Origin of the sequence: Mucilaginibacter ximonensis (assembly GCF_042686265.1) — a bacterium.
Classification (GTDB): domain Bacteria; phylum Bacteroidota; class Bacteroidia; order Sphingobacteriales; family Sphingobacteriaceae; genus Mucilaginibacter; species Mucilaginibacter ximonensis.
The window spans coordinates 651,121-673,452 of the sequence record NZ_JBHUPD010000003.1; the positions used below are offsets into that span (position 1 = coordinate 651,121).

A 22,332-nucleotide genomic window follows, 5' to 3' on the forward strand; every position below is an offset into this window, starting at 1 on the left:
ATGCGTAACCGCTTTTATATCATCCTGCTCTGCTTGCTATTCCCTGTATTGGTGGCGGGGCAGGATCTGTATTCAACCATTTCTAAGGTACGGCCGGCTTGTGTACGAATGTGGGGCTTTGACACCGTGCAGCAGCAACGAACAAGCGCGCAGTTTAGCGGCGTAGTAGTAAAAGGGAAATATGTACTTACAGCCGCGCATGTAACCATACCGGGTAATACCTATAAAGTATTTTTTACAGATGGGCGCGAAGCAATTGCAAAAGCTTTGGGTAAGATAGAACTTGCCGATGACAAAACCCGCCCGGATGTGGCGATGATGATGATTGTGAAAGGAACCGATTGGCCGAGCGCGGAGATGAGTGAATCTAAGTTAAATGACAATGAGCCATGTCTTAGTATCGCTTATCCTGAAAGTCTTAATCAAACCCAACCTACGGTTCGTTTAGGTAAAGTTACCGAGCCGCTGAATAGCCGCGGCTTTATACGGTCGACAGCGCTTATGGAGCCCGGCGATTCGGGCGGTCCATTGTTCAATATACGCGGCGAACTTATTGGGCTGCACAGCGCTATTGAGATACCTGAAGCGGCAAATTACGATGTGCCGGTGGATTTATATCAAAAATACTGGCTTGCTTTGCAGGACCCTGTTGTTTACCACAACTGGCCCGAAAAGTCAACTTTTATTGCAGGCAAAACCCGGCTTTCAACATTTTCCTGGCCAAAGGCTGGTAATTATACAGGTGCTTATGTAAAGATGACAAGCTTTTACAAAGGGCAGGCTCAAAATGTACTGGGCACAGTTGTTTCCTCATTGGTGGTTTCTAAAAGCTCTTTAGTCGGCGATTCGGTAATCATCATGGGTAAGCTGGCAACGGTCATTGCCCGCGATAAAACCAATGACCTCGTGTTGCTTCGCCCTGTACAAAAGCTTAAAGGGATAAGCATCAATCCGGTAACACCTCAAGTAGGCGATTTTTTATTTGCGCCAGTTGAAGATTCAGTAGTTGCGGGAATTATAAGCGGCGGCCAGCTTGATCTTGCCAAGGTTAGCGGTGGCGGTTTTCTCGGCGCTACACCTGCACATGGCAGCAGTCCTGCCAGGGTTTATTTTGTTCGTCCGGGTTCGCCTGCTGCGCAGCATGACATCAGGGTAGGGGATATTCTGGATGGTTACGCGGACGCGGCTGCGTTTAATGCTATGATTGCAAACCTATGGCCTGGTGATACTGTGAGTGTTCAATTGAAAAGGGGCGCCGAAATACTGAAAAAAACGATCGTCCTGACTTATCCTCCACAAATTGTGTATGATCATCCGGCCGATCACTTTGCCGGCGGTAAAAGCCTGCGCCGCGATGGATTTAAAGAGGTTTATACCAGCGATCTGGTTTTAAAGCCTGAACAATGCGGAGGGCCTGTATTTGATGCAAAAAATCATTTTTGCGGCATAGTTATAGCTCGCTTTAGCCGCGCTAACAGCATAATTCTTACTGCTGAAACTATCAGGAAATTTATTGAAACAAACTATTTGAAAAAATAATCAGTTATTGATAATACATCGATTTTATATTTCGCAAGATCAACTAACAAATACCTGCATTTTAATGCGGGTATTTGTTTTTATATACCAGCGGTATTATGGTATTATTAAGCTTAACCGGCCTTGGTATTTATAAAAATTGAAATTGTAATTTAGCAAAGCAATTTTTAACAAGCATGGCATCAGGCATTCCTGTAAAATCTAAGATCGGTAAAACCGAATTGCTTAAAATCAGCCCCTTTAAGGAAGTAATTAAACCAACAGTGCCGCATAAACACGCAGGTTATTTTGAACTGATAATACTAAACGACGGCGCCGGAATACACCAGATTGATGATCAAAGCTATGAAGTGACACCGCCCGTTATATTTTTTTTAAAACCCGGCCAAACGCACTGTTGGGATTTCACCCGGATACCTAAGGGTTATGTTATACTATTTAAAGAAGAGTTATTAACAGCGGATCAGCTGGCAATTATTTACAACTTGAATATGGTAATGCATTTAGTCAATGATGAAGCCTATTTGCAGTTGCTAAAATTGTTTTGCGACGAGTATCGTCGTACCGAAGCCGATATCCAAATATTAACCGGCTATTTACGTCTGTTAATTCAGAAGACAGCTATACGGGCCCAGCAAATTGACAAGCCAACCGTTAGCGCTCTTTACTACCGGTTTAAAAGTTTACTTAACTCAAGTGAGCCGGGGTTAAAGAACGTGCATGATTATGCTATTGAATTGGGTACTACGCCACAGCAGCTAAACACCGTTTGCCGCAAGGCCGCAGGTAAAACTCCTTCTATGATGTTGAATGAACGTTTATTACAGGAATGTAAGACCTTGTTGTCGGCACCTGAGCAAACTATTAAAGAGATAGCGCATCTGCTTCATTTCAGCGATACTTCGCATTTTGTTAAATTTTTTAAAAGCTCAACCAACCTTACACCAGGCGCTTATCGCGAGCTGATTGTCGCTAAGCGTTGAATATACCGTATAACCTGGCAATTTTACCGTACTACCATGCAGCGCATATCTAATTTTGAGTATTCCTTTTTATCCATGAAGAAAATATTTTTGTTGTTATTATTATGCAAAAGCTTCAGCCTTTTTGCACAATCAAGCTTGGTTAAAGGCCATATTATGGACAGCAAAACGCATCAGCCTGTTGAATATGCCAGCGCCGCATTATTTAGAGCAGACAATTCAAGTTTGGTAACCGGCACAGTTACTAAAGCCGATGGTAGTTTTGAATTGAATAACCTTTCGGCTGGTAATTATTATCTGAAAATTGTTTTTATAGGCTATCAGAATTTTATAAAGGCCGACCTGGAATTAGACGGAAGAACTCACCTGGATTTAGGCGAGCTTTTATTACAATCTGCTAATCATCAGCTTAAACAGGTTGACGTTCAGGCACAGCAGGTTAATACGCTTAATAAAATTGATAAACAAGTTTACAGGGCGGGGCAATTCGAGGCAGCAAAGGGCGGCTCGGCTATTGATGTTATCAAAAACCTGCCGTCGGTGTCGGTAAATGGAGAGGGCAATATCAGTATGCGTGGCTCTGAAAGTTTTATGGTGCTGGTGAACGGAAAACCGGTGTTAACCGACGCTCAAACGGTACTCAGCCAAATACCGGCAAATGCGGTGGAGAATATTGAAGTAGTTACTTCCCCGTCGGCAAAGTATGATCCCGATGGTCGTGGAGGCATACTTAATATTATCACCAAAAAAGGTGCTAACGACGGATTTACTTTGGCAACTAATGTTCAGAGCGGATTGCCAAGCAACAATGACTTTAATAATAGCCGTGAGCCGGTACGTATTGGCGGTGATGCCACAGTAAACTACCGTAGAGGAAAATGGGATGTTTCGGTAAGTGGTAATTATAATCGTAACGATAACGCCGGTTATCGTGAAGGCGATGTCTACACCAAAAACTTCGCTGCGGGCACTATAACACGTTTTCCGTCAACCGGCGAGCGCAGCTTTAAAAAGTATAATTATGCCGGCCGGGCGTCTGTCAATTTTACAGCCGATGAAGCAAATGTTTTTTCAGGCGGATTGTTTTTAGGTCAACGCTATCAGGATCGGCTTGCCAACTTGCTTTATCATAACACAACCTCCAGCTTGAGTAATGGCGGGTTTATCAAAAACACAACCTATTATAACTCTAACCTGCAAACTAAGGAGGGAAGTTTTGCGCTGGCTAATTTTGATTATACCCATACCTTTACTGATAAATCCACATTATCTGTTGGTATGGTATATGAACATGCCGGTTTATATGGTAACACTAAGAACCGTAATTTACATTATCCTAATACTGCCGATACCATACAATATGTTTACAATCCTTACAAACGGCCAATTACAGGTTATCGCTTTAAACTTGACCACAGTATAGCCTTAGGAAATGGCAAATTAGAAAGCGGTTATCAGCTGCGGTACGATACTCAGGATGGTCAATTTGATTACCTGGTTACCCCCGCAACTTCACAGCCTGACGCCGATAAGTTTCAAGGCAGCCTGCACGCTAAAAATGTAATCAACTCGGTTTATAGTCAATATTCAGGGAAATCAGGCAAATGGGATTACAACGGCGGGCTACGTTACGAATATGCTACCCGTTCCGTCAACCTTTCATATGACGCAAACGTACATCAGCTTGATCTTTCAAATTTGTTTCCTTCAGCATTGCTGCAATACAACTTAACTGATAATTGGAAGATTAAAACAGATTACAGTAAACGGATAAACCGCACAACTAACTTAGAACTTAACCCAATTCCGGAACGTGAGCACTCAGAAACGCTGGAAGAAGGTGACCCCGATTTATTACCCGAATTTATAGATCAGGTAGAGCTGGGATTTGTTCATACTTTTAAAGCGGGTTCGATTTTTTTTAACGGGTATTATCAGCATATTAAAAACCCCATACAGCGGCTTAATAGTGTTTATGCTGATACCATATTAAATCGCGTTTATACAAACGCCGGCTCGGCTAATCAAATAGGTGCCGAAATGGGTACAAGCTTACAACTTACAAAATGGTGGAATTTTTACCTGGGCGCTAACGCTTATAACTATCATATCAGTGGCGCCATACAGATACTTAATCAGCCGGTAACTGTTAATAACCAGCGATGGGCGTATTCTCTCAATATGAATACTGCTTTTCAATTAGCCAAAACGTGGAGCGCTCAGGCTAACTTTAACTACCTGTCAACACGGCCTACTGCCCAGGGCGAAGATTCTCAATATTTTATTCCAAATGCTTCTGTTAAAAAGACCGTTATGAATGGGCGTTTGGCAGCATCGTTATTGTGGCAAAACATTGGCTTATTTAACGCGGCTAAACAACGTATCACAACCTCTGGCGCAGACTTTTATACTACCACCAATTATATTTACGAAACCAATATATTGCTGATTAACTTAAGTTTCAACCTCAATAAGTTTACCAGCAAACTGAAATTGCCTAACAGCGAGTTGAACGATAAAGAATTTTAGTTGTACGATTTATCATAGCTCAAATTATTAACTTTTAGTGTTATCGGCATTTTTCGTTAATTTGCCTGCTTAACGCGAAGCAAATCTATTGCCGGTTATTTTAATTAGTTTTTGTGATTATCGGATGATGTATCCCACACTCAAATTTTACCCTTATCGATGAAAAAAGTACGTCCGCAAACCAAAGCAATTGTTCGTATAAAAGATATTGCGCTTAAAGCGCAGGTTTCAACCGGAACTGTTGATCGCGTGATTCACAACAGGGGCAGAGTTGCAAATGACGTGAAGGAAAGGGTTTTAAAAATTATTAAAGAGCTAAATTATGAGCCTAACCTTATGGCTCGTATGCTGGGGTCAAAGAAAGAGTATCACCTTGCTGCTTTATTTCCCGATCATAATTACGATGCATTCTGGACAGCCCCAAAATCAGGTATTGAAAAGGCCGAGCAGGATTTTAAACAGTACAACGTTTTTATTGAGCAGTATGTATTCGATCCTCATGACGTTAATGATTATGTTAAAAAAGCTACCGAGCTAACCCGCAAAAAACCCGACGGTGTCTTATTGTCGCCTATATATTATAAAGAGACATTACCCTTTTTTGAAAAATGGAATGCCGATAAGATACCCTTTGTGTTATTTAATACCCAAATAGCAGATTTTGACCCCCTGAGTTATATTGGTCAGGATTCATACCAAAGTGGCCTGCTTGCAGGTAAGTTAGCACATTATGGTAACCCTGACGCTTGCTCCATGTTGATAGCACATATTGACGAAAAAATAAGTAATGCACAGCACCTGGTTAAAAAGGAACAGGGTTTCAGGAATTATTTTGCCCAAAATAATCTTGACCATAAATATAAGATACTAACTGTTGAACTTACCCGCTCAAGTCAGTCAAGCTTTATTAAAAGCCTGGACGCGTTAATTGAAAGTACATTTGATCTGAAGCAAATTTTCGTCACCACATCGCAGGCCTATGATATTGCTAAATATTTAGAACAGCGTCATATCAATCATATTAAGCTTATAGGGTACGACTTAATACCGCCCAATCTGCATTATCTAAACAATGGAGGTATTAGCTTTCTTATCAATCAAAATCCGAAGGGGCAAGGTTATTGGGGTATTTATCAATTGGCAGAGCATCTGGTATTCAAAAAAGAGGTTCCTATTATTAAATACCTGCCTTTGGATATTGTAACAAAGGAAAACCTGAACTATTTCCTTGACGAAAAAGATCAGTCATTCGTAGAAATATAATAACAGTTTACTGGTGATTAACTTGTTTATTTACAGAACAAGTTTAAATTTGTGTCCGTGCACGCGGTTTATACGGTGTATATTACCTTTTATCTGCATTGATACATGTCAAAACAAATAAACTGTCAATTCATTTCTCCTGAAAATGAGGACAACGCTGCGATATTTTTAAATAATTATCCTAAAGAAAAGCTGAACAACCTTTTGTGGAGCGAAAATGGTTATTTTCCTGAGGTTAGTTTTAGCATGGCCTACACTAGTAGTAGTATTTTGTTAAAATATTGGGTAACAGAAAACTATGCTGAGGCAAGGCACACACAAGTGAACGATTTGGTTTATAAAGACAGCTGTGTGGAGTTTTTTATATCATTTGACAATGGCGCTAATTACTACAATCTTGAATTTAATTGTATCGGTACACCCTATGCCGCTTACGGTGCCTGCAACCCGGGGCGCGTTACATTACCGGCAGATGTGATTGAGCAATTTAAGATTTTTGTTAAAACAGAAAGTTTTGAAAATGAAAGTCTTAGTAAGTGGGAACTAGTTCTTGATATACCTTTTTCTGCTTTTATTTACGATGATATCAAATCTTTAAAAGGCGTAATCTGTATGGGGAATTTTTATAAATGCGGCGATGAGACGACGGTACCTCATTACTTAAGCTGGAATAATATTGTAAACCCTGTACCTAATTTCCACTTGCCCGAGTTTTTTGGAACCATCAGCTTTAAATAAAAAAATATTTTTTTAAATGTGTGCGCACACGCAAAAAGTTTATATATTTGATTTTATCAAGTCGCCCATTGGCTGTGTTGTTGGAATTATATGTCTGTATATTATTAAAATGATTTGTTGATTGATTAGTTCATGGAAAAAAAGGTAAATGTTTCGTCAGATCGCCTGGTTTCGCTCGATGTAATGCGTGGACTTATTATGATTTTGCTCGCCGGCGAAAGCTGCGCTGTTTGGGAGTCATTAAAGGAAATGCATCTGGGCAAAGCCGGAGATACGGTTGTTAACCAATTTTTTCATCATAGATGGCATGGACTGCACCTATGGGACATGGTGCAGCCAGCCTTTATGTTAATGGCTGGTACAGCAATGTACCTGTCTTATCAATCAAAATTAAAAAAGGGTGTTAGCTGGTCTCAAAATTTTAAACATATAGCCGTTCGTGCCTTAAAGCTATTTTTGCTGGGAACCGGTCTTCATTGTATTTATGCAGGTAAGTTGGTTTTTGAGTTGTGGAATGTGCTTACACAGCTTTCATTTACTACATTGATAGCCTATTTGATCATTAACAGGTCGTTTTGGTTTCAAATTGGGTTCACGCTTTTTTTGCTGATATTAACAGAGGTTTTATATCGCGCCATTTTGATGCCTGGTTTTGATCAGCCGTTTGTAGAGTTCCATAATTTCGGCGCTTATATGGATAACGTACTCATGGGTAAAATAAACCCTGACGGATGGGTAGCTATTAATATCATACCAACCGCTGCGCATACCATTTGGGGGGTATTGGTGGGCAAAATGCTGACTTCTCCTTTCACATCTAAACAAAAAATCTCGTATTTAATAATAGCCGGCGCAGTTTGCCTGATTGCGGGTTTTGGACTTGATATTGCAAATATTACTCCTATTATAAAAAGAATAAGTACAAGTTCATTTGTTTTGGCATCAGCAGGTTGGGTACTATTGTTCATGGCGGCCTTGTACTGGTTTATAGATGTACAGCAATTAAATAAGCATGCCTGGATATTTACAGCCGTTGGCATGAACGCCATTTTTTTATATCTGTTTTTTGAAACCGTAGGTGCGCAGTGGTTTAATGGAGCTATAGGCATTTTCGTAAAAGGTGGCCTGAGTTTACTAAACGTATCAACAACGGTGGTAGCCCTGGTATCTGCAATGGTAACGTTATTTGCAGAGTGGTGTATTTGCTATTGGCTAAGCCGCAACAGGATATTCATCAAAATATAACGACCAACATAAATTGCTGCGCGGAATAACCCGCCAGCTAAAATTATTATGCTATGAAGTCTTTTTCAGTAGTACTGGCATTGTTATGGCTGGCAATTGCCGGCAAAAATGCTTTTGCAATGCGGCCTGATACAGTTATAACTTATCATGAAAGCAGCGACGATATAATGAACCCTGAAAGAGGGTTTTACAGGCCGCATAACATTTTTGCATCAAATTATATTCCGCTAAGTGAAAGTACACTAGCTGGTTATCGTAACCGCCAAAAGGTTGAAAAAGCATTGTACGCCGTTTCAAGCAGCCTGATTTATGTAGAATATGTATTGGATACTTTTACGCGGACACCTATTTCTGATACTTTTTTAAAAAAATTAAATGCCGATTGTGCAACGGCCCGTAAGGCAGGCGTAAAGCTTATTATCAGATTCTGTTATGTTAATAAAACGCATGGAGGTTCGTGCCCCGGTGGCGCGTTTTGTCCGCCCTATGGCGATGCACCTAAGTCAATAGTACTTAAGCATATCAGTCAGTTAAAACCTTATTTGCGGCAAAATGCAGACATCATTGCCTGTATGCAATTTGGCTTTATAGGGGTTTGGGGTGAAAATTATTACACCGATTTTTTTGGGAATGCCTCAGACAGCGCTCAGGGGCGCTTACTGGATACCAACTGGCGCGATCGTATCGAAGTATTAAAAGCATTATTAAATGCCTTACCAAAAAGCCGTATGATACAAGTGCGCATACCTCAATTAAAGCAACGAGCCGTCTACGGAATAAATGCTCCAGTTGAGTCTGCTGGGTTGACATTGGCCGAGGCCTTCAATGGTTCAGATAAGGCCCGGATAGGGTTTCATAATGACTGTTTTATGTCCAGCCCTAATGATCAGGGCACCTACATGGATTATGGTAATTCATCAACCCCTCAAAAAGATGCTACGCCGGCCTTGCGTAAATTTGAAATGGCCGATAGTAAATTCACAGTGGTAGGCGGCGAAACCTGCGACGACATGTTTAGCCCTGAAAATGATTGCGGACCGACAGGACGGGTGCAACAGGAGCTTGCCGCGTTTCATTATAGCTTTCTTAACGCGGGATATAACACAGAGGTAAACAACGATTGGGTTACCGGTGGTTGCATGGATGAGATTAAACAAAAATTAGGGTACCGGCTGGTACTGCGTAAAGCAAGTATTCCAACCCGGGTGCAAAAAGGCGGTGTAATTGACGTTGCTTTAAATATCGAAAACGTGGGTTATGCGTCGCCTTACAATGCAAGGCCGGTGCAGTTAATATTAAAAAATCGTGCTAATGGCAAAGTAGTGGTTTTGCTATTAAAAACAGACATACGCCGCTGGTTTACAGGCGCGGTAAATTTACATCAAAAACTAGCTTTACCTGCTGATGTAAAAGCCGGCGTGTATGATCTCTATCTTAATTTGCCCGATGCGGCGGCCACAATTTCTTCAAGACCTGAATACAGCATACAGTTGGCTAATCAGGATCTATGGGAAGCCAGTACCGGATATAATAAATTAAAAGTTGCACTACAAGTGAAATAAATCATGGATGGAATGCGTGTTTCAAAAAAAAGTAAAGTATTAGTGACTGGCGGTACGGGTTACATTGGCGCCCACACCGTAGTCGAATTGCAGCAATCTGGTTTTGAGGTGGTTATTATAGATAACTTGTCTAATTCTGATATCAGGATCATCGACCAGATCAAAACCATCACTGGTATTACGCCAGTCTTTGAAAGGCTTGATTTGCGTGATAAAGTGGGTGTATGTGCGTTTATACAGTCACAGCCCGATCTGGAGGGTATCATACATTTCGCAGCGTCCAAGTCTGTGGCAGAATCAGTTAAAGACCCATTGCTTTACTACGATAATAACATCTGTACATTGATTAATTTACTCAATGCTATTAAAGGCCGGCCTGTAAACCTGGTGTTTTCTTCCTCGTGCACTGTTTATGGCGAACCCGATGTTTTACCGGTAAATGAGCTGGCTCCTGTAAAAAAAGCTGAATCGCCCTATGGCAATACCAAACAAATTGGAGAAGAGATTTTAAAAGAAACCGCTCACGCAGTTGCCGGTCTAAAGGTCATCGCTTTGCGCTATTTCAATCCGGTGGGGGCTCATGCCTCTGCGTTAATAGGCGAATTGCCTTTGGGAGTGCCGCAAAACTTAGTGCCTTTTATAACACAGTCGGCAATTGGAAAGCGCGGGCAGATAACTGTTTATGGCGACGATTACGACACAGCCGATGGAAGCTGTATTCGCGACTATATCCATATCGTTGATTTGGCCAAAGCGCATGTCGCTGCATTAAAACGCATGGAGGCCGGGCAAATGGAAACTGTTTTCGAAATATTTAATGTAGGCACAGGCAAAGGCAATTCGGTACTGGAGGTAGTCAACGCATTTGAACGCGTAACGGGTGTTAAGCTTAATTACCGCATCGGCAACCGCCGCGAAGGAGATATTATTAAAATATGGGGCGATGTTACTAAAGCCCAAAACAAATTAGGCTGGACCGCGCAATCAAACCTTGATGACATGTTGGCTTCTGCCTGGGCTTGGGAAAAATATATAAATGAAAATCCTTTTCAATAATGATTGATCTGAAAAAATATATACTAGTTACTATCAGCTGCTTAATTCTAAGCGCAGAAGTTAGTACTGCGCAGGTCGCTTACCCGGGCATTGTCCCAGGTATTGCCTCCATAAAAGCACAATACAACACCATAACATTACAAAACCAGCTACTCGGCATCAGTTTTAAAAATAGCAATGGTAAATTGGTGTTGACGGCTTTTCAAGACCGGCAAAATCATCGGCGGATAAGCTTGAATCAACCCATTTTTGAAGTGTCGCTCGCCGACGGAAAAGTACTTTCGTCCGATGATTTTAAGCTTGATAAGCAACCGGTTTTAAATAGTAAAACATCTATTAAGACTTACACGGCCCAGTTGGAAAATGCAAAACTGGGGCTGAAGGTAAGTTGGAAAGCGTCACTAACCGATAACGACAACTTTGTGAGACAAACTTTTGTATTTGACGCGAGTGATTCTGTAAAAATCAGTAAAATAACCTTGGTCAAATTGCCGTCTGTTTTAAATGCCAGGAAAACAGGCACAGTAGATGGCTCTCCGCTGGTACTTGATAATTTCTTTTTTTCAGTGGAGCATCCTATGGGTCAGACTTTGGTTGATAAAGCATTTACGACGGCTTATTTGCCGCGTTTAGAAGCGCTTGGTAATGGAAACCCTGTTACCGTATCGTCAGTTTTTGGTGTGGTGCCGGCAGGGCAGTTGCGCCGTGGATTTTTGTATTATGTTGAAAGACAACGCGCACATGCTTACCGTCAAATATTGCATTATAACTCCTGGTTTGATCTGTCGTGGGTTGACCGTAAGTTGAATGATAGCGTCTGTTTAGACCGTATAAAAGCATTTACCGACAGCCTCATCAGCAAAAGGGCAGTAAAGCTGGACGCCTTTTTGTTTGATGATGGCTGGGATAATAATAAAACGCTGTGGCAATTCAACGCCGGTTTCCCTAACGGATTCGCTAACTTAAGTAAAGCAACCCGGGCAGTAAATGCACGCCTTGGTGTGTGGATCTCGCCATGGGGTGGTTATGATGAGCCTAAAGCACAGCGCCTGGCTTTTGGCAAAAAACAAAACCCTCCGTTTGAAACCAATGATAACGGATTTTCATTAACCGGGCCGGTTTACTACAACCGGTTTAGAGATGTTACCATGTCATTTATAAAAAACTACAATGTATCTATGTTTAAGTTTGATGGCGTAGGCGCGGGCAACGGCGCCTCGGGGGCCAGCATAACTTATCAAAAGGATATCGAGGCGTTTCTAAAACTGATAACTGAGTTGCGCAGTAACGAGCCGGATCTATACCTGAGCCTTACTGTGGGTACCTGGCCGTCGGTTTATTGGCTTAAATATGGTGATGCTATATGGCGGGCCGGCGATGATACCGGTCTGGCCGGTGACGGCTCAAAAAGACAGCAGTGGATAACCTATAAAGACGCACAAGCCTATAAAAACATCGTAAAACGTGCACCGCTTTTCCCGCTCAACTCAGTTATGTATCACGGTATTTGCATTGCTGACAATGGCCTGCCAGGTAAACTAGAAATGGATGATAAAGACATTGCCGACGAAGTTTGGGCCTTTTTTGGAACAGGCACAGGTTTGCAAGAACTTTATATAAATCCTCATAAGCTTAACAGTAAGGCCTGGGATTGTATACGCGACGCGGCAAATTGGTCAAGAGCCAACAAAAAACAGCTTGAAGATATACATTGGGTAGGGGGCGACCCTGAAAAAGGCGAGCTTTACGGTTATGCCGGTTGGGCAGAAAAAAAAGGCGTACTCACCTTACGTAATCCTGCGGGACACCCGCAGGCAATAGTAATAAACGCCGGGCAGGTATTTGAAATACCCGGCGGACACTTAAGAAGCGGCTATGTTTTTTATGATGCTCGTAAGAAAGGCAATCCCGAACAATACTCAGGCAGCACTGTGACTATAAAGCTTGCACCGTACGAGGTTAAGGTAATGAGCGTAAATGCTCTATAATTACACACGTTTTTTAAAAAAATAACATTTTGCGTGTACGCACACGCAAAATGTTATTATATTTGCAATACACTTATAAGTGCTGGAATCCTGTTAAAAAAATTCCACTTACCACATTAATAATGAATAATAATAAAGCAGTGGCTTACAATTTTGCTGATATACTTGCACAGTTTGATATTGTCGAAGGTGAATTTAATATCAAGCCGTTTGGATCGGGGCATATCAATGATACATTTATCATTCAGTCGAAAAACAAAAGAGTGGGCGATTACCTGCTTCAAAAAATTAATCGTTTTGTTTTTAAAGATATTGACGGGCTCATGGATAACATGGTGTATGTCACCAATCACCTCAAACAAAAAATAGCAAGAACCGGAGATCCAGAAAAGGAAGTATTAACCCTTATAAAATGTCATAACGGTAAATATTACTGCCAGGACGCTCAAGGCGAATATTGGCGAATGACCAATTTTTTGCATAATACTAAAAGTTACGATCTGGTTACCAATACCAAACAAGCTTTGCAGGGCGGTATTGCTTTCGGAAGATTTCAAACTTTATTATGCGATCTGCAGCCGGATAAGCTGGTACATACAATTCCCGATTTCCTGAATATTGAATATCGACTTGGAAATTTTAAATTGGCCATACAAAATGACTGTGTAAAAAGACTATCATCTGTACAGTATGAGGTAGACTTTTTACTTAGCCGTGCCACCAACATGAACGAGATATTGCAACTGGGTAAGGCCGGCGTTTTGCCATTGCGTATTACACATAACGACACTAAGTTTAATAACATATTACTTGATCAGGACGATGAGATACAATGTGTTATTGATCTGGATACGGTTATGCCCGGTTATGTGGCTTACGATTTTGGCGATGCTATTCGCAGTATAATCAATACCGCTCCCGAGGATGAAAAAGATCTGAATGCTATCAAGCTAAACATCCCATTATTTGAGGCTTTTGCCAAAGGATATTTAAGTCAAACTGCTTTTTTTTTAACAAGCTCTGAACTGAAGTCACTTATGATGGGGGTGGTGTTATTGCCTTACATGCAGGCGGTACGTTTTTTAACGGATTACCTGGAAGGTGACATATACTATAAAACACATTTTCCTGAACATAACCTTCAACGTACACGAGCGCAGATGCAATTGCTCAGATTGCTTGAAGCAGATTATCAAAACCTTAGCGATATAATACAAAGCCAATGGCTGGCGCTGAAAAACTCAGTTAAGAATGCAGCCGCAATTGTGGTTGAATAACGGATATCAATAATACGCCTATCATCATACAACTTTAAACTATGCCACGCTTAAATCTTTTAGAAGAAACACGATTTGAAAAATTACCGGTAAAAGTTTACCCCGATATGTACAGTGCCTCAAAAGCTGTGGCACAACGTATAGCGGCAATTATTAAACAAAAAACGCAGAAAGGCGAAAAAGTTGTACTTGGCCTGGCAACCGGGGTAACGCCCATTGGTGTTTACAACGAACTGGTCAGGTTGTACCGCGAAGAAGGCCTGAGCTTTAAAAACGTTGTAACCTTCAACCTGGATGAATATTACCCCATGAACCCTGAGGCACCGCAAAGTTATAAAGTTTTTATGTACAAGCATTTGTTTGATCATGTAGATATTGATCCGCAGAATGTGCATATCCCTGACGGTGCTTTGGCACAGGACGATATAGCGGCTTTTTGTCTTGATTATGAGCAAAAAATAACGGCTTATGGCGGCTTGGATTTGCAAATACTGGGTATTGGGCGCACAGGGCATATCGGGTTTAATGAACCTGGCTCAGCACCTAACTCGGGTACGCGATTAGTAACCCTTGACGAACTTACACGGGGGGATGCTGCACACGATTTTGGCGGTAAAGCGAATGTTCCGCTTAAGGCTATAACCATGGGTATAGGAACCATATTCAAAGCACGCGAGATTATACTTATGGCCTGGAACGCCAAAAAGGCCGAGATTATCAAAAAAGCGGTTGAGGGTGAGATATCTTCAGATATCCCGGCTACTTACTTGCAACATTCTGACAACGTTGAGTTTGTATTGGATATAGCCGCTGCTTCTGCGCTTACCCGTTTTAATACCCCCTGGCTGGTTAAAGACTGCATCTGGGACGAGTGGCTGATAAAAAAGGCAGTGATATGGCTGGCTAAAACCTTGAATAAGCCTATTTTGAAATTAACGGACGAAGATTACAATAATCATGGCATGGCGCAACTGGCAACAGAAAAGGGGCCGGTTTATGACATCAATATCCATATTTTTAATAAGCTTCAGCACACCATTACCGGCTGGCCGGGTGGTAAACCAAATGCTGATGACAGCCAAAGGCCCGAGCGGGCAGAACCCGCAAAAAAACGTGTTATCGTCTTTTCACCGCACCCTGATGATGATGTGATTTCAATGGGCGGTACTTTTATCCGCCTTGCCGACCAAGGCCATGACGTGCATGTAGCTTATCAAACCTCGGGGAATACCGCCGTATGGGACGATGATGCTTTGCGTTTCGTGGAATTTGCCATGGATTTTTTACAATCGCAAAATACAGATGATCAAAAAATAAAAAGCATTTACAACGCTGCCCGCAACTTTTTGAAAACAAAACAACCCAATGAAAGAGATCCGCAAGAAGTCGAAACCATTAAGGGCTTGATTCGTAAAGGCGAAGCTATAGCAGGAGCCAGGTTTGTAGGCCTTGACGATGCGCATATTCATTTTCAAAATTTACCATTTTATGATAGGCGCAAAGTAAGCAAGGAGGTATCATATGAGGATGATATTTTAAAAACCATGACGCTTCTGCAGCAGGTAAAGCCACATCAAATTTATTCGGCTGGCGATTTTGCTGATCCGCATGGTACACATAAAATATGTTTTGACATTTTATATGAATCATTAAAAAGACTGAGTAACGAAGATTGGGTTAAAGACTGCTGGTTATGGCTTTACCGCGGCGCCTGGCATGAATTTGAAACGCACGAGATAGAGATGTGTGTGCCGCTTTCTCCGAAAGAAGTTGAGCGCAAACGCGAGGCTATTTTTAAACACCAGTCTCAAAAAGACCGGCCCGTATTTCCGGGTGATGATGCCAGAGAGTTCTGGATGCGCGCAGAGGATCGTACCAGCGAAACCGCCAAAATCTATAATCAGCTAGGCTTGGCAGAATATGAGGCGATGGAAGCATTTGTAAGATTCAAATTTTAAGACAGCTTGTAACCGTATGACACTCATCAAATCAATTTCCGGAATAAGAGGGACAATAGGCGGGCCGGCCGGTGCAGGCTTAACTCCGGCCGATATAGTTAAATATACCACGGCTTACGGTCGTTGGGTTATAGCTACCACAAACAACAAAAAGGTGGTTATTGGCCGCGATGCGCGCATCTCTGGCCCGATGGTCAATTATTTAGTGACCGGAACCCTAATGGGCCTAGGTATTAACGTGGTAGATCTGGGCTTGTCAACCACGCCAACTGTTGAGTTGGCGGTAGCCGATGAGCAGGCCGGCGGTGGCATCATCATCACTGCAAGCCACAACCCCAAAGAATGGAATGCATTAAAATTACTCAACTATAAAGGCGAATTTATTAATGACGATGAAGGTAAAAAAGTGCTTGAACTTGCTGAAAACTCCGACTTTCAGTTCGCGGAAGTAGAGCAATTAGGCACTGTAGTTCCTAACCAAACGTACCTGCAAAAACATATCGACAAGATATTGTCATTGTCGCTGGTCGATGTTGACGCAATTAAAGCCGCCAACTTTAAGGTGGTTATTGACTGTGTAAATTCAACCGGCGGTATTTTTTTGCCACCCTTATTAAATGTGTTGGGTGTGACGCAAATAGAACAGTTATACTGCACGCCTGACGGAAACTTTCCGCACAACCCGGAACCGTTGCCCGAGAATCTTACGGCTATCTCAGCAAAGGTTTTGGAAGTTAAAGCCGATTTTGGCATTGTAGTAGATCCGGATGTTGACCGCTTGTGTTTTGTGAATGAAGATGGCAGCATGTTTGGCGAAGAATATACACTTGTAGCCGTAGCTGACCATGTGTTGCGACATACTCCCGGCAATACGGTTTCAAACTTATCATCAACGCGTGCTTTGCGGGACGTGACCGAAAAGCTAGGCGGCACTTACGAGGCTTCGGCTGTTGGCGAAGTTAACGTAGTTGCCAAAATGAAAAAAACGGGCGCGGTAATAGGTGGCGAGGGTAACGGCGGAATTATATACCCTGAACTGCATTACGGGCGTGACGCACTCGTGGGGATAGCTTTATTCTTGACCCATCTGGCAAAATCGCAAAAAAGTATAACCGCATTAAAGCAAACCTATCCTGCTTATTATATATCGAAGAATAAGATAACCCTGCAGGCAGGCATGGATATAGATGGTTTGCTCAAAAAAATTGAATTGAAGTATAACCACCAGCCTTATAGTACAATAGATGGGCTGAAAGTGGAATTTGGTAAACAGTGGGTACACCTGCGCAGATCAAATACCGAACCGGTAATCAGAATTTATACTGAAGCTGATTCGGCCGAAAAGGCGGAAGAACTTGCTCAGTACATTATCAGCGACATCACCTCTTATCTGAATAGTTAACTTAAGCTATCTAAACTTGCACATGTCTGAAGGTTGTTAAATTTTAACAACCTTTTTTTGTTAAAACGCCGCTAACAGTTGTGTGCCAGATTTCAAAGTGGCCGGCACTATTTCCAATCCTTTTCTCATTTGGTTAGAATAAACGAATATTATTAAAAGTGTGTTCGATTACAATCAGTAGTAAATCTAATTTTTATATTAAATCCGTCATATTATAGCTGTAATTAACTGGTTGTTTACCCAGTGTTAAATTTTTTTTAAAATAAATTTTGATTTGTGTGTGCGAACACGCTATATTTAAGAAATATATAACCAACTGAAATATAGTATTTAAGTGTATCGGTACTTACTTGCTATTGCCAGGCAGAACAACTAAACTAATTAATGAATACGCCAGATTTTGATATAACCGCCGTTGCACTTAACTTCCAGATAGCAGGAGAAATTTCTGAGGTGCGGAGTTATGGTAACGGCCATATAAATGATACCTTTCTTTTAGTAACTACAGATGCTACTGCCCCTGGTTATTTGCTGCAGCGAATCAATCATCATGTTTTTAAAGACGTTGCGGGCTTGATGGAAAATATAGCCAGGGTAACAGCACATATTGAGGGTAAGTTTTTACCGGGCAACACCCAAAAGCTGTTGCATCTTATCAAAACAACGGAGGGAAAGACCTATTATCGAGACCAGGATAATAATTATTGGCGCCTTTACTTTTTTATCCCCGGCTCCAGAAGCTATGATGTTGCTGAAACAGAGCGACAGGCCTATCAGGCTGGTATGGCGTTCGGCCATTTTCAATCCATGCTTGCAGATATGGACCCTGAGTGTTTAACGGAAACAATAGCTGATTTCCATAACATCGAGAAAAGGCTTAAAGATTTCTATCAAGCGGTGCAGCTTGACAAAGCTGGTCGCGTGGCTGGAGTGAATGCTGAAATAGCTGTTATCTCACAGCATGAGCAGGCAATGACTACCATAAACCAGTGGGGGCGAGCCGGTTTGCTACCCAAACGCATTACGCATAATGATACCAAGCTAAATAATGTATTGCTTGATGATAATGACAACGCTATATGTGTGATAGATCTGGATACGGTTATGGTGGGTTACGTAGCTTATGATTTTGGTGATGCTATAAGAACCATTGCTAATACTGCTGCCGAGGACGAGCCCGAACCGGATAATATCCAGGTAAATACAGCTTTTTTTAAGGCTTACACAGAGGGCTACATTCAGGCGGCAGGCAGTTTCCTTGAAGAAAAAGAAATCGAATCGCTTTTATGGGGGGCGTTGCTTTTGCCTTATATGCAGGGCGTTCGCTTTTTAACCGATTATCTGGATGGCGACAATTACTTTAAAATTGCTTATCCGGAACATAATCTTATACGTGCCCGGGCACAGTTCAGTCTTTTTGAAAAACTAAGGGCTTTAAGCCCACAACTGCAGCAAATTATTACCGACACAGTTTTGAGCTGCAATAATCTAACATCAGCCAGCAAACAATTATCAGATAACTAATGAATTAATTTTTACTAACGTGCCACCAAAAAACCAAGTATGTATTACAATTATTTAAAAAAAATGAGGCTCTTATTTGCAGTGATATTGCTTTTAAACTTGCAGTATTTACCCGCAATGGCTACAAGCGTAGTAAAGAGCAAAGCTGATGGACGCCGGTTGGCGCTTATTAGCGGTACAGTAACCGACACCAAGGGAGAGCCGCTTCCGGGTGTAGTTGTCACTGTTAAAAACAGCACGGTTACTGCCATAACCAATGCAAAGGGAGAGTTTAGCATAACCGCTAATGCCGGAGATGTTTTAGTGGTTAAATTAATTGGCTATAACACTAAAGAAATTGTTGTTGCAGACAATTTACCCTTAAGTATAGTGCTTGAAGAATCAAACACTGGCTTAAACGAGGTAGTGGTGATTGGTTATGGTACGCAGAAGAAAAAGGACCTAACCGGAGCCGTATCATCAGTAAAAACAAGCGACCTGGTGTTAGGACAAGGGCCCGAAATTGGCAATATGTTGAAAGGTAAAGTAGCAGGGGTAACTATCAGGCAAAATAGTGCGCAGCCGGGTGGTGGGTTAGACATATTGGTACGTGGCTATGGCGGCTCTGCTTATGCCAGTTCAGAGCCGTTATATGTTGTTGATGGGTTCCTTATATCAGATTTAGCTCAGCCAGAAACAGGCGGACGATATCAGGCAGGAACGCAAAGCCCGTTAACCTCATTTAACCCAAATGATATTGAATCTATTGAGGTATTAAAAGATGCTAGTGCAACTGCTATATATGGTTCGCGCGCAGCCAATGGCGTAATTTTGATAACTACTAAACATGGCGCCGAAGGTAAACCCAAAGTTAATTACCAGGTAAACTTTACTTATCAAAAATTCAAGAACCCGTTTGACGTACTGCCGTTAAATGAGTGGATGCAAGTAAGGAACGAACAAGGCCAGGAACAGTGGGACTTTGATAATCATGTTGCGCCATATGGTACTGCAACTGCAGCCGATGTGTTAGCATCGGGAGTGGCTCCTTATCGTAAGTTGTATACGCAAAATGCCATCAACAATGTTGGTCGTGGTACAGACTGGATGAAGCTGGTTACCCGTAACGGTACAACCATGCAGCATAACGTTTCCATATCCGGGGGCACTAAGGCTACAAAATACTTTATATCAGCTAATTATTATGACCAGGAGGGCGTTATTAAAAATTCAGGTTTAAAACGCTATAGTATGCGCACGAATATTGATCAGGAGCTAAGCAAGCTGTTTAAATTCAGCATAAATTTAACCGCTAGCCGTATTGATAATTTAAATAGCCAGTTAGGTGGCGATCAATATGAAAACTCGGGGGTGATCAGGGCCGCAATACAGCAAGGCCCACATATTCAGGCTATCGACGAGGACGGAAATTATCCAATTAATCCCCAATTAGTATTAGAACCCAATCCTTATTCTTTATTAACCATTACAGATAGGGGTAGGGTTGAGCGGCTGTTGGTAAATGGGTTTTTGGATATTACCCCAACAAACGATTTGACCATAAGGCTTAAGGCAGGCGCTGATCGCGGGTCTACTTTGAGACAGAGTTATATTCCAACATCAACCATACAAGGAGCTTTAGAAGGCGGCCGTGCCTTTATAGGAAGTACAAATAACGATAACTATCTGTTAGAAGCGACAGCCACTTATAAAAAGACTATCGCAAACTCACATAACATTGAGTTGCTTGGAGGTGTTTCAAAACAAAAATTTGTAGATCAAAGTAATTCTTCTGGCGGTACAGGCTTTATTACCGACGCATTTCTATGGAATGATTTGGGCGCAGCCAAAAATGTCTCAACTCCAGCATCTAATGGATCTAATAACGAAATAGCTTCGTATTTCGGCCGCTTTAATTACAATTACCAAAGCAAATATTACTTTACCGGTACCCTGCGTAAAGATGGTGCAAGCGTTTTTGCCCGGAATCACAAATGGGGAACTTTCCCATCGGCGGCAGTGGCATGGAACGTGGCCGAAGAACCATTCTTTGCTAAAATAAAGAATACGGTATCGCAATTTAAACTTAGGCTTAGCTATGGTCAAACCGGTAATGCTTCAATTGAAAAAAATATATCACAGTTTGCAAATGCTTTTGCAGCTTATGGCGCTTACCCGGCATGGTTATCGTCTCAAGATACTAAGTTGATCGGTGTTTCATTATCACGACTTGAAAACCCTGATTTGAAATGGGAGACCACAACCAGCGCCAACCTGGGTTTAGATTACTCATTATTTAATGGGAGGGTCGATGGATCTATAGAGGTGTTTCGAAATGTAGTGTCTGATTTATTGGACCTAAAATATCTCAATTCATACCAGGAGATCAATTCTGTAATATACAATGTCGGTAAAACCTTAGGTAAAGGTTTTGAGGTCAGCATTAACGTCCGTAACATTAAAACTGATAAATTTCAGTGGAGGACATTATATACTTTTTCAAGGGTGAAAAACAACTGGAAAGAGCGTTCGCCAGATTGGAAACCTAACGTTTATATGAGTCCTAATGATCCTCTCAGGGCAAATTATAATTACGTGTCCGACGGTATTTTACAAATCGGTGAGGCGCCTCCGGCTTCGCAGCCCCTGTTATTGCCCGGTATGATCAAGATAAAAGATATCAATGGTTATGTACGTGACGCTGCCGGTCACCCGGTAGTTGATGCCCAGGGCAGATTTTTAAGAACCGGTAAACCAGACGGCATTATTGACGATGCTGATGAAAAATTATTTGGTACTACAGATCCATATGCTATGGCAGGTATCACCAATATAATTAACTACAAAAGGTTCTCATTAAATTTTGATTTTAACGGCTTGTTTGGCCGCTCAATGGAAGATCCGAATTATGTAACTTACGGTGTAAGCGCTTATGGCATCTACTCAAACGGTTACAATGCTTTAAGATCTGTTAAAAATAGATGGACGCCAACAAACCCTTCTACAACGCAGCCAAGCTCTTTTTACGGCTTTTCACAATATCCAACAGGTAACTTTTTCATGGAAAATGCTTGGTTTATAAGATTGCAAAACATATCGGTGGGCTATGATATCCCGGTTAAATGGTCAAAAGGTGTAATTTCTTCCATGCGTTTTCATTTAGACGGCCAAAATGTTTTTGTGATCACACCATATAAAGGAGTTGATCCTGAAACTGATTCATATACAGCTGCTTACCCTAATATCAGGTCGTTTTTAGCTGGTATAAATGTTACATTTTAATTGATAC

The 22,332-nt window shown here is 41.6% G+C and carries 14 protein-coding genes; all 14 read left to right on the forward strand.

Annotated elements, in window-relative coordinates; genetic code table 11:
- The 14 genes from ACFS5N_RS16895 to ACFS5N_RS16960 all read left to right on the forward strand — a co-directional run bounded on the left by ACFS5N_RS16895 (window position 1) and on the right by ACFS5N_RS16960 (window position 22,325).
- Complete coding sequence (locus ACFS5N_RS16895; protein ID WP_377188293.1) at window positions 1-1,539, forward strand: trypsin-like peptidase domain-containing protein; 1,539 nt, start codon at window positions 1-3, stop codon at window positions 1,537-1,539.
- A gap of 176 nt (window positions 1,540-1,715) precedes the next feature.
- Window positions 1,716-2,522 (forward strand): helix-turn-helix domain-containing protein, encoded by an 807-nt coding sequence (locus ACFS5N_RS16900; RefSeq protein ID WP_377188296.1) that lies wholly within the window; start codon window positions 1,716-1,718, stop codon window positions 2,520-2,522.
- Window positions 2,523-2,597: 75 nt separating this feature from the next.
- Window positions 2,598-5,051, forward strand: a complete 2,454-nt coding sequence (locus ACFS5N_RS16905) for a TonB-dependent receptor domain-containing protein (RefSeq protein ID WP_377188299.1) — start codon at window positions 2,598-2,600, stop codon at window positions 5,049-5,051.
- 159 nt (window positions 5,052-5,210) lie between these two features.
- Window positions 5,211-6,314, forward strand: a complete 1,104-nt coding sequence (locus ACFS5N_RS16910) for a substrate-binding domain-containing protein (protein WP_377188302.1) — start codon at window positions 5,211-5,213, stop codon at window positions 6,312-6,314.
- Window positions 6,315-6,419: 105 nt separating this feature from the next.
- Window positions 6,420-7,052 (forward strand): carbohydrate-binding family 9-like protein, encoded by a 633-nt coding sequence (locus tag ACFS5N_RS16915; protein ID WP_377188305.1) that lies wholly within the window; start codon window positions 6,420-6,422, stop codon window positions 7,050-7,052.
- A gap of 132 nt (window positions 7,053-7,184) precedes the next feature.
- Window positions 7,185-8,297 (forward strand): acyltransferase family protein, encoded by a 1,113-nt coding sequence (locus tag ACFS5N_RS16920; RefSeq protein WP_377188308.1) that lies wholly within the window; start codon window positions 7,185-7,187, stop codon window positions 8,295-8,297.
- Window positions 8,298-8,350: 53 nt separating this feature from the next.
- Window positions 8,351-9,859 (forward strand): DUF4832 domain-containing protein, encoded by a 1,509-nt coding sequence (locus tag ACFS5N_RS16925; protein WP_377188311.1) that lies wholly within the window; start codon window positions 8,351-8,353, stop codon window positions 9,857-9,859.
- Window positions 9,860-9,871: 12 nt separating this feature from the next.
- Window positions 9,872-10,915: a UDP-glucose 4-epimerase GalE gene (gene galE, locus ACFS5N_RS16930; protein ID WP_377188314.1), complete on the forward strand. Its 1,044-nt coding sequence runs from the start codon at window positions 9,872-9,874 to the stop codon at window positions 10,913-10,915.
- On the forward strand, window positions 10,915-12,903 hold the full coding sequence (locus tag ACFS5N_RS16935; RefSeq protein ID WP_377188317.1) for a hypothetical protein: 1,989 nt from the start codon (window positions 10,915-10,917) through the stop codon (window positions 12,901-12,903). The genes galE and ACFS5N_RS16935 overlap by 1 nt, the downstream gene beginning before the upstream one ends.
- A 122-nt stretch (window positions 12,904-13,025) precedes the next feature.
- On the forward strand, window positions 13,026-14,180 hold the full coding sequence (locus ACFS5N_RS16940; RefSeq protein WP_377188320.1) for a phosphotransferase enzyme family protein: 1,155 nt from the start codon (window positions 13,026-13,028) through the stop codon (window positions 14,178-14,180).
- A gap of 41 nt (window positions 14,181-14,221) precedes the next feature.
- Window positions 14,222-16,138 carry a glucosamine-6-phosphate deaminase gene (gene nagB / locus ACFS5N_RS16945; protein ID WP_377188323.1) on the forward strand — a complete coding sequence of 639 codons (1,917 nt, stop codon included), beginning with the start codon at window positions 14,222-14,224 and terminating at the stop codon, window positions 16,136-16,138.
- A gap of 16 nt (window positions 16,139-16,154) precedes the next feature.
- Window positions 16,155-17,540, forward strand: coding sequence for a phosphoglucosamine mutase (glmM, locus tag ACFS5N_RS16950; RefSeq protein ID WP_377188326.1), 1,386 nt, complete (start codon window positions 16,155-16,157; stop codon window positions 17,538-17,540).
- 384 nt (window positions 17,541-17,924) lie between these two features.
- On the forward strand, window positions 17,925-19,064 hold the full coding sequence (locus ACFS5N_RS16955) for a phosphotransferase enzyme family protein (protein WP_377188329.1): 1,140 nt from the start codon (window positions 17,925-17,927) through the stop codon (window positions 19,062-19,064).
- Window positions 19,065-19,181: 117 nt separating this feature from the next.
- The gene (locus ACFS5N_RS16960) at window positions 19,182-22,325 is read left to right on the forward strand and encodes a SusC/RagA family TonB-linked outer membrane protein (RefSeq protein ID WP_377188332.1); all 3,144 of its coding nucleotides are present in this window, start codon (window positions 19,182-19,184) and stop codon (window positions 22,323-22,325) included.
- Window positions 22,326-22,332: the final 7 nt, after the last annotated feature.

What these genes read in the sequence shown, in the direction of transcription:
- ACFS5N_RS16910 (WP_377188302.1), top strand. Translation starts at nt 5,211, where the DNA reads ATGAAAAAAGTACGTCCGCAAACCAAAGCAATTGTTCGTATAAAAGAT.
- ACFS5N_RS16935 (WP_377188317.1), top strand. Translation starts at nt 10,915, where the DNA reads ATGATTGATCTGAAAAAATATATACTAGTTACTATCAGCTGCTTAATT.
- ACFS5N_RS16895 (WP_377188293.1), top strand. Translation starts at nt 1, where the DNA reads ATGCGTAACCGCTTTTATATCATCCTGCTCTGCTTGCTATTCCCTGTA.
- ACFS5N_RS16960 (WP_377188332.1), top strand. Translation starts at nt 19,182, where the DNA reads ATGGCTACAAGCGTAGTAAAGAGCAAAGCTGATGGACGCCGGTTGGCG.
- ACFS5N_RS16920 (WP_377188308.1), top strand. Translation starts at nt 7,185, where the DNA reads ATGGAAAAAAAGGTAAATGTTTCGTCAGATCGCCTGGTTTCGCTCGAT.
- nagB (WP_377188323.1), top strand. Translation starts at nt 14,222, where the DNA reads ATGCCACGCTTAAATCTTTTAGAAGAAACACGATTTGAAAAATTACCG.
- ACFS5N_RS16955 (WP_377188329.1), top strand. Translation starts at nt 17,925, where the DNA reads ATGAATACGCCAGATTTTGATATAACCGCCGTTGCACTTAACTTCCAG.
- ACFS5N_RS16900 (WP_377188296.1), top strand. Translation starts at nt 1,716, where the DNA reads ATGGCATCAGGCATTCCTGTAAAATCTAAGATCGGTAAAACCGAATTG.
- galE (WP_377188314.1), top strand. Translation starts at nt 9,872, where the DNA reads ATGCGTGTTTCAAAAAAAAGTAAAGTATTAGTGACTGGCGGTACGGGT.
- ACFS5N_RS16925 (WP_377188311.1), top strand. Translation starts at nt 8,351, where the DNA reads ATGAAGTCTTTTTCAGTAGTACTGGCATTGTTATGGCTGGCAATTGCC.
- ACFS5N_RS16940 (WP_377188320.1), top strand. Translation starts at nt 13,026, where the DNA reads ATGAATAATAATAAAGCAGTGGCTTACAATTTTGCTGATATACTTGCA.
- ACFS5N_RS16905 (WP_377188299.1), top strand. Translation starts at nt 2,598, where the DNA reads ATGAAGAAAATATTTTTGTTGTTATTATTATGCAAAAGCTTCAGCCTT.
- ACFS5N_RS16915 (WP_377188305.1), top strand. Translation starts at nt 6,420, where the DNA reads ATGTCAAAACAAATAAACTGTCAATTCATTTCTCCTGAAAATGAGGAC.
- glmM (WP_377188326.1), top strand. Translation starts at nt 16,155, where the DNA reads ATGACACTCATCAAATCAATTTCCGGAATAAGAGGGACAATAGGCGGG.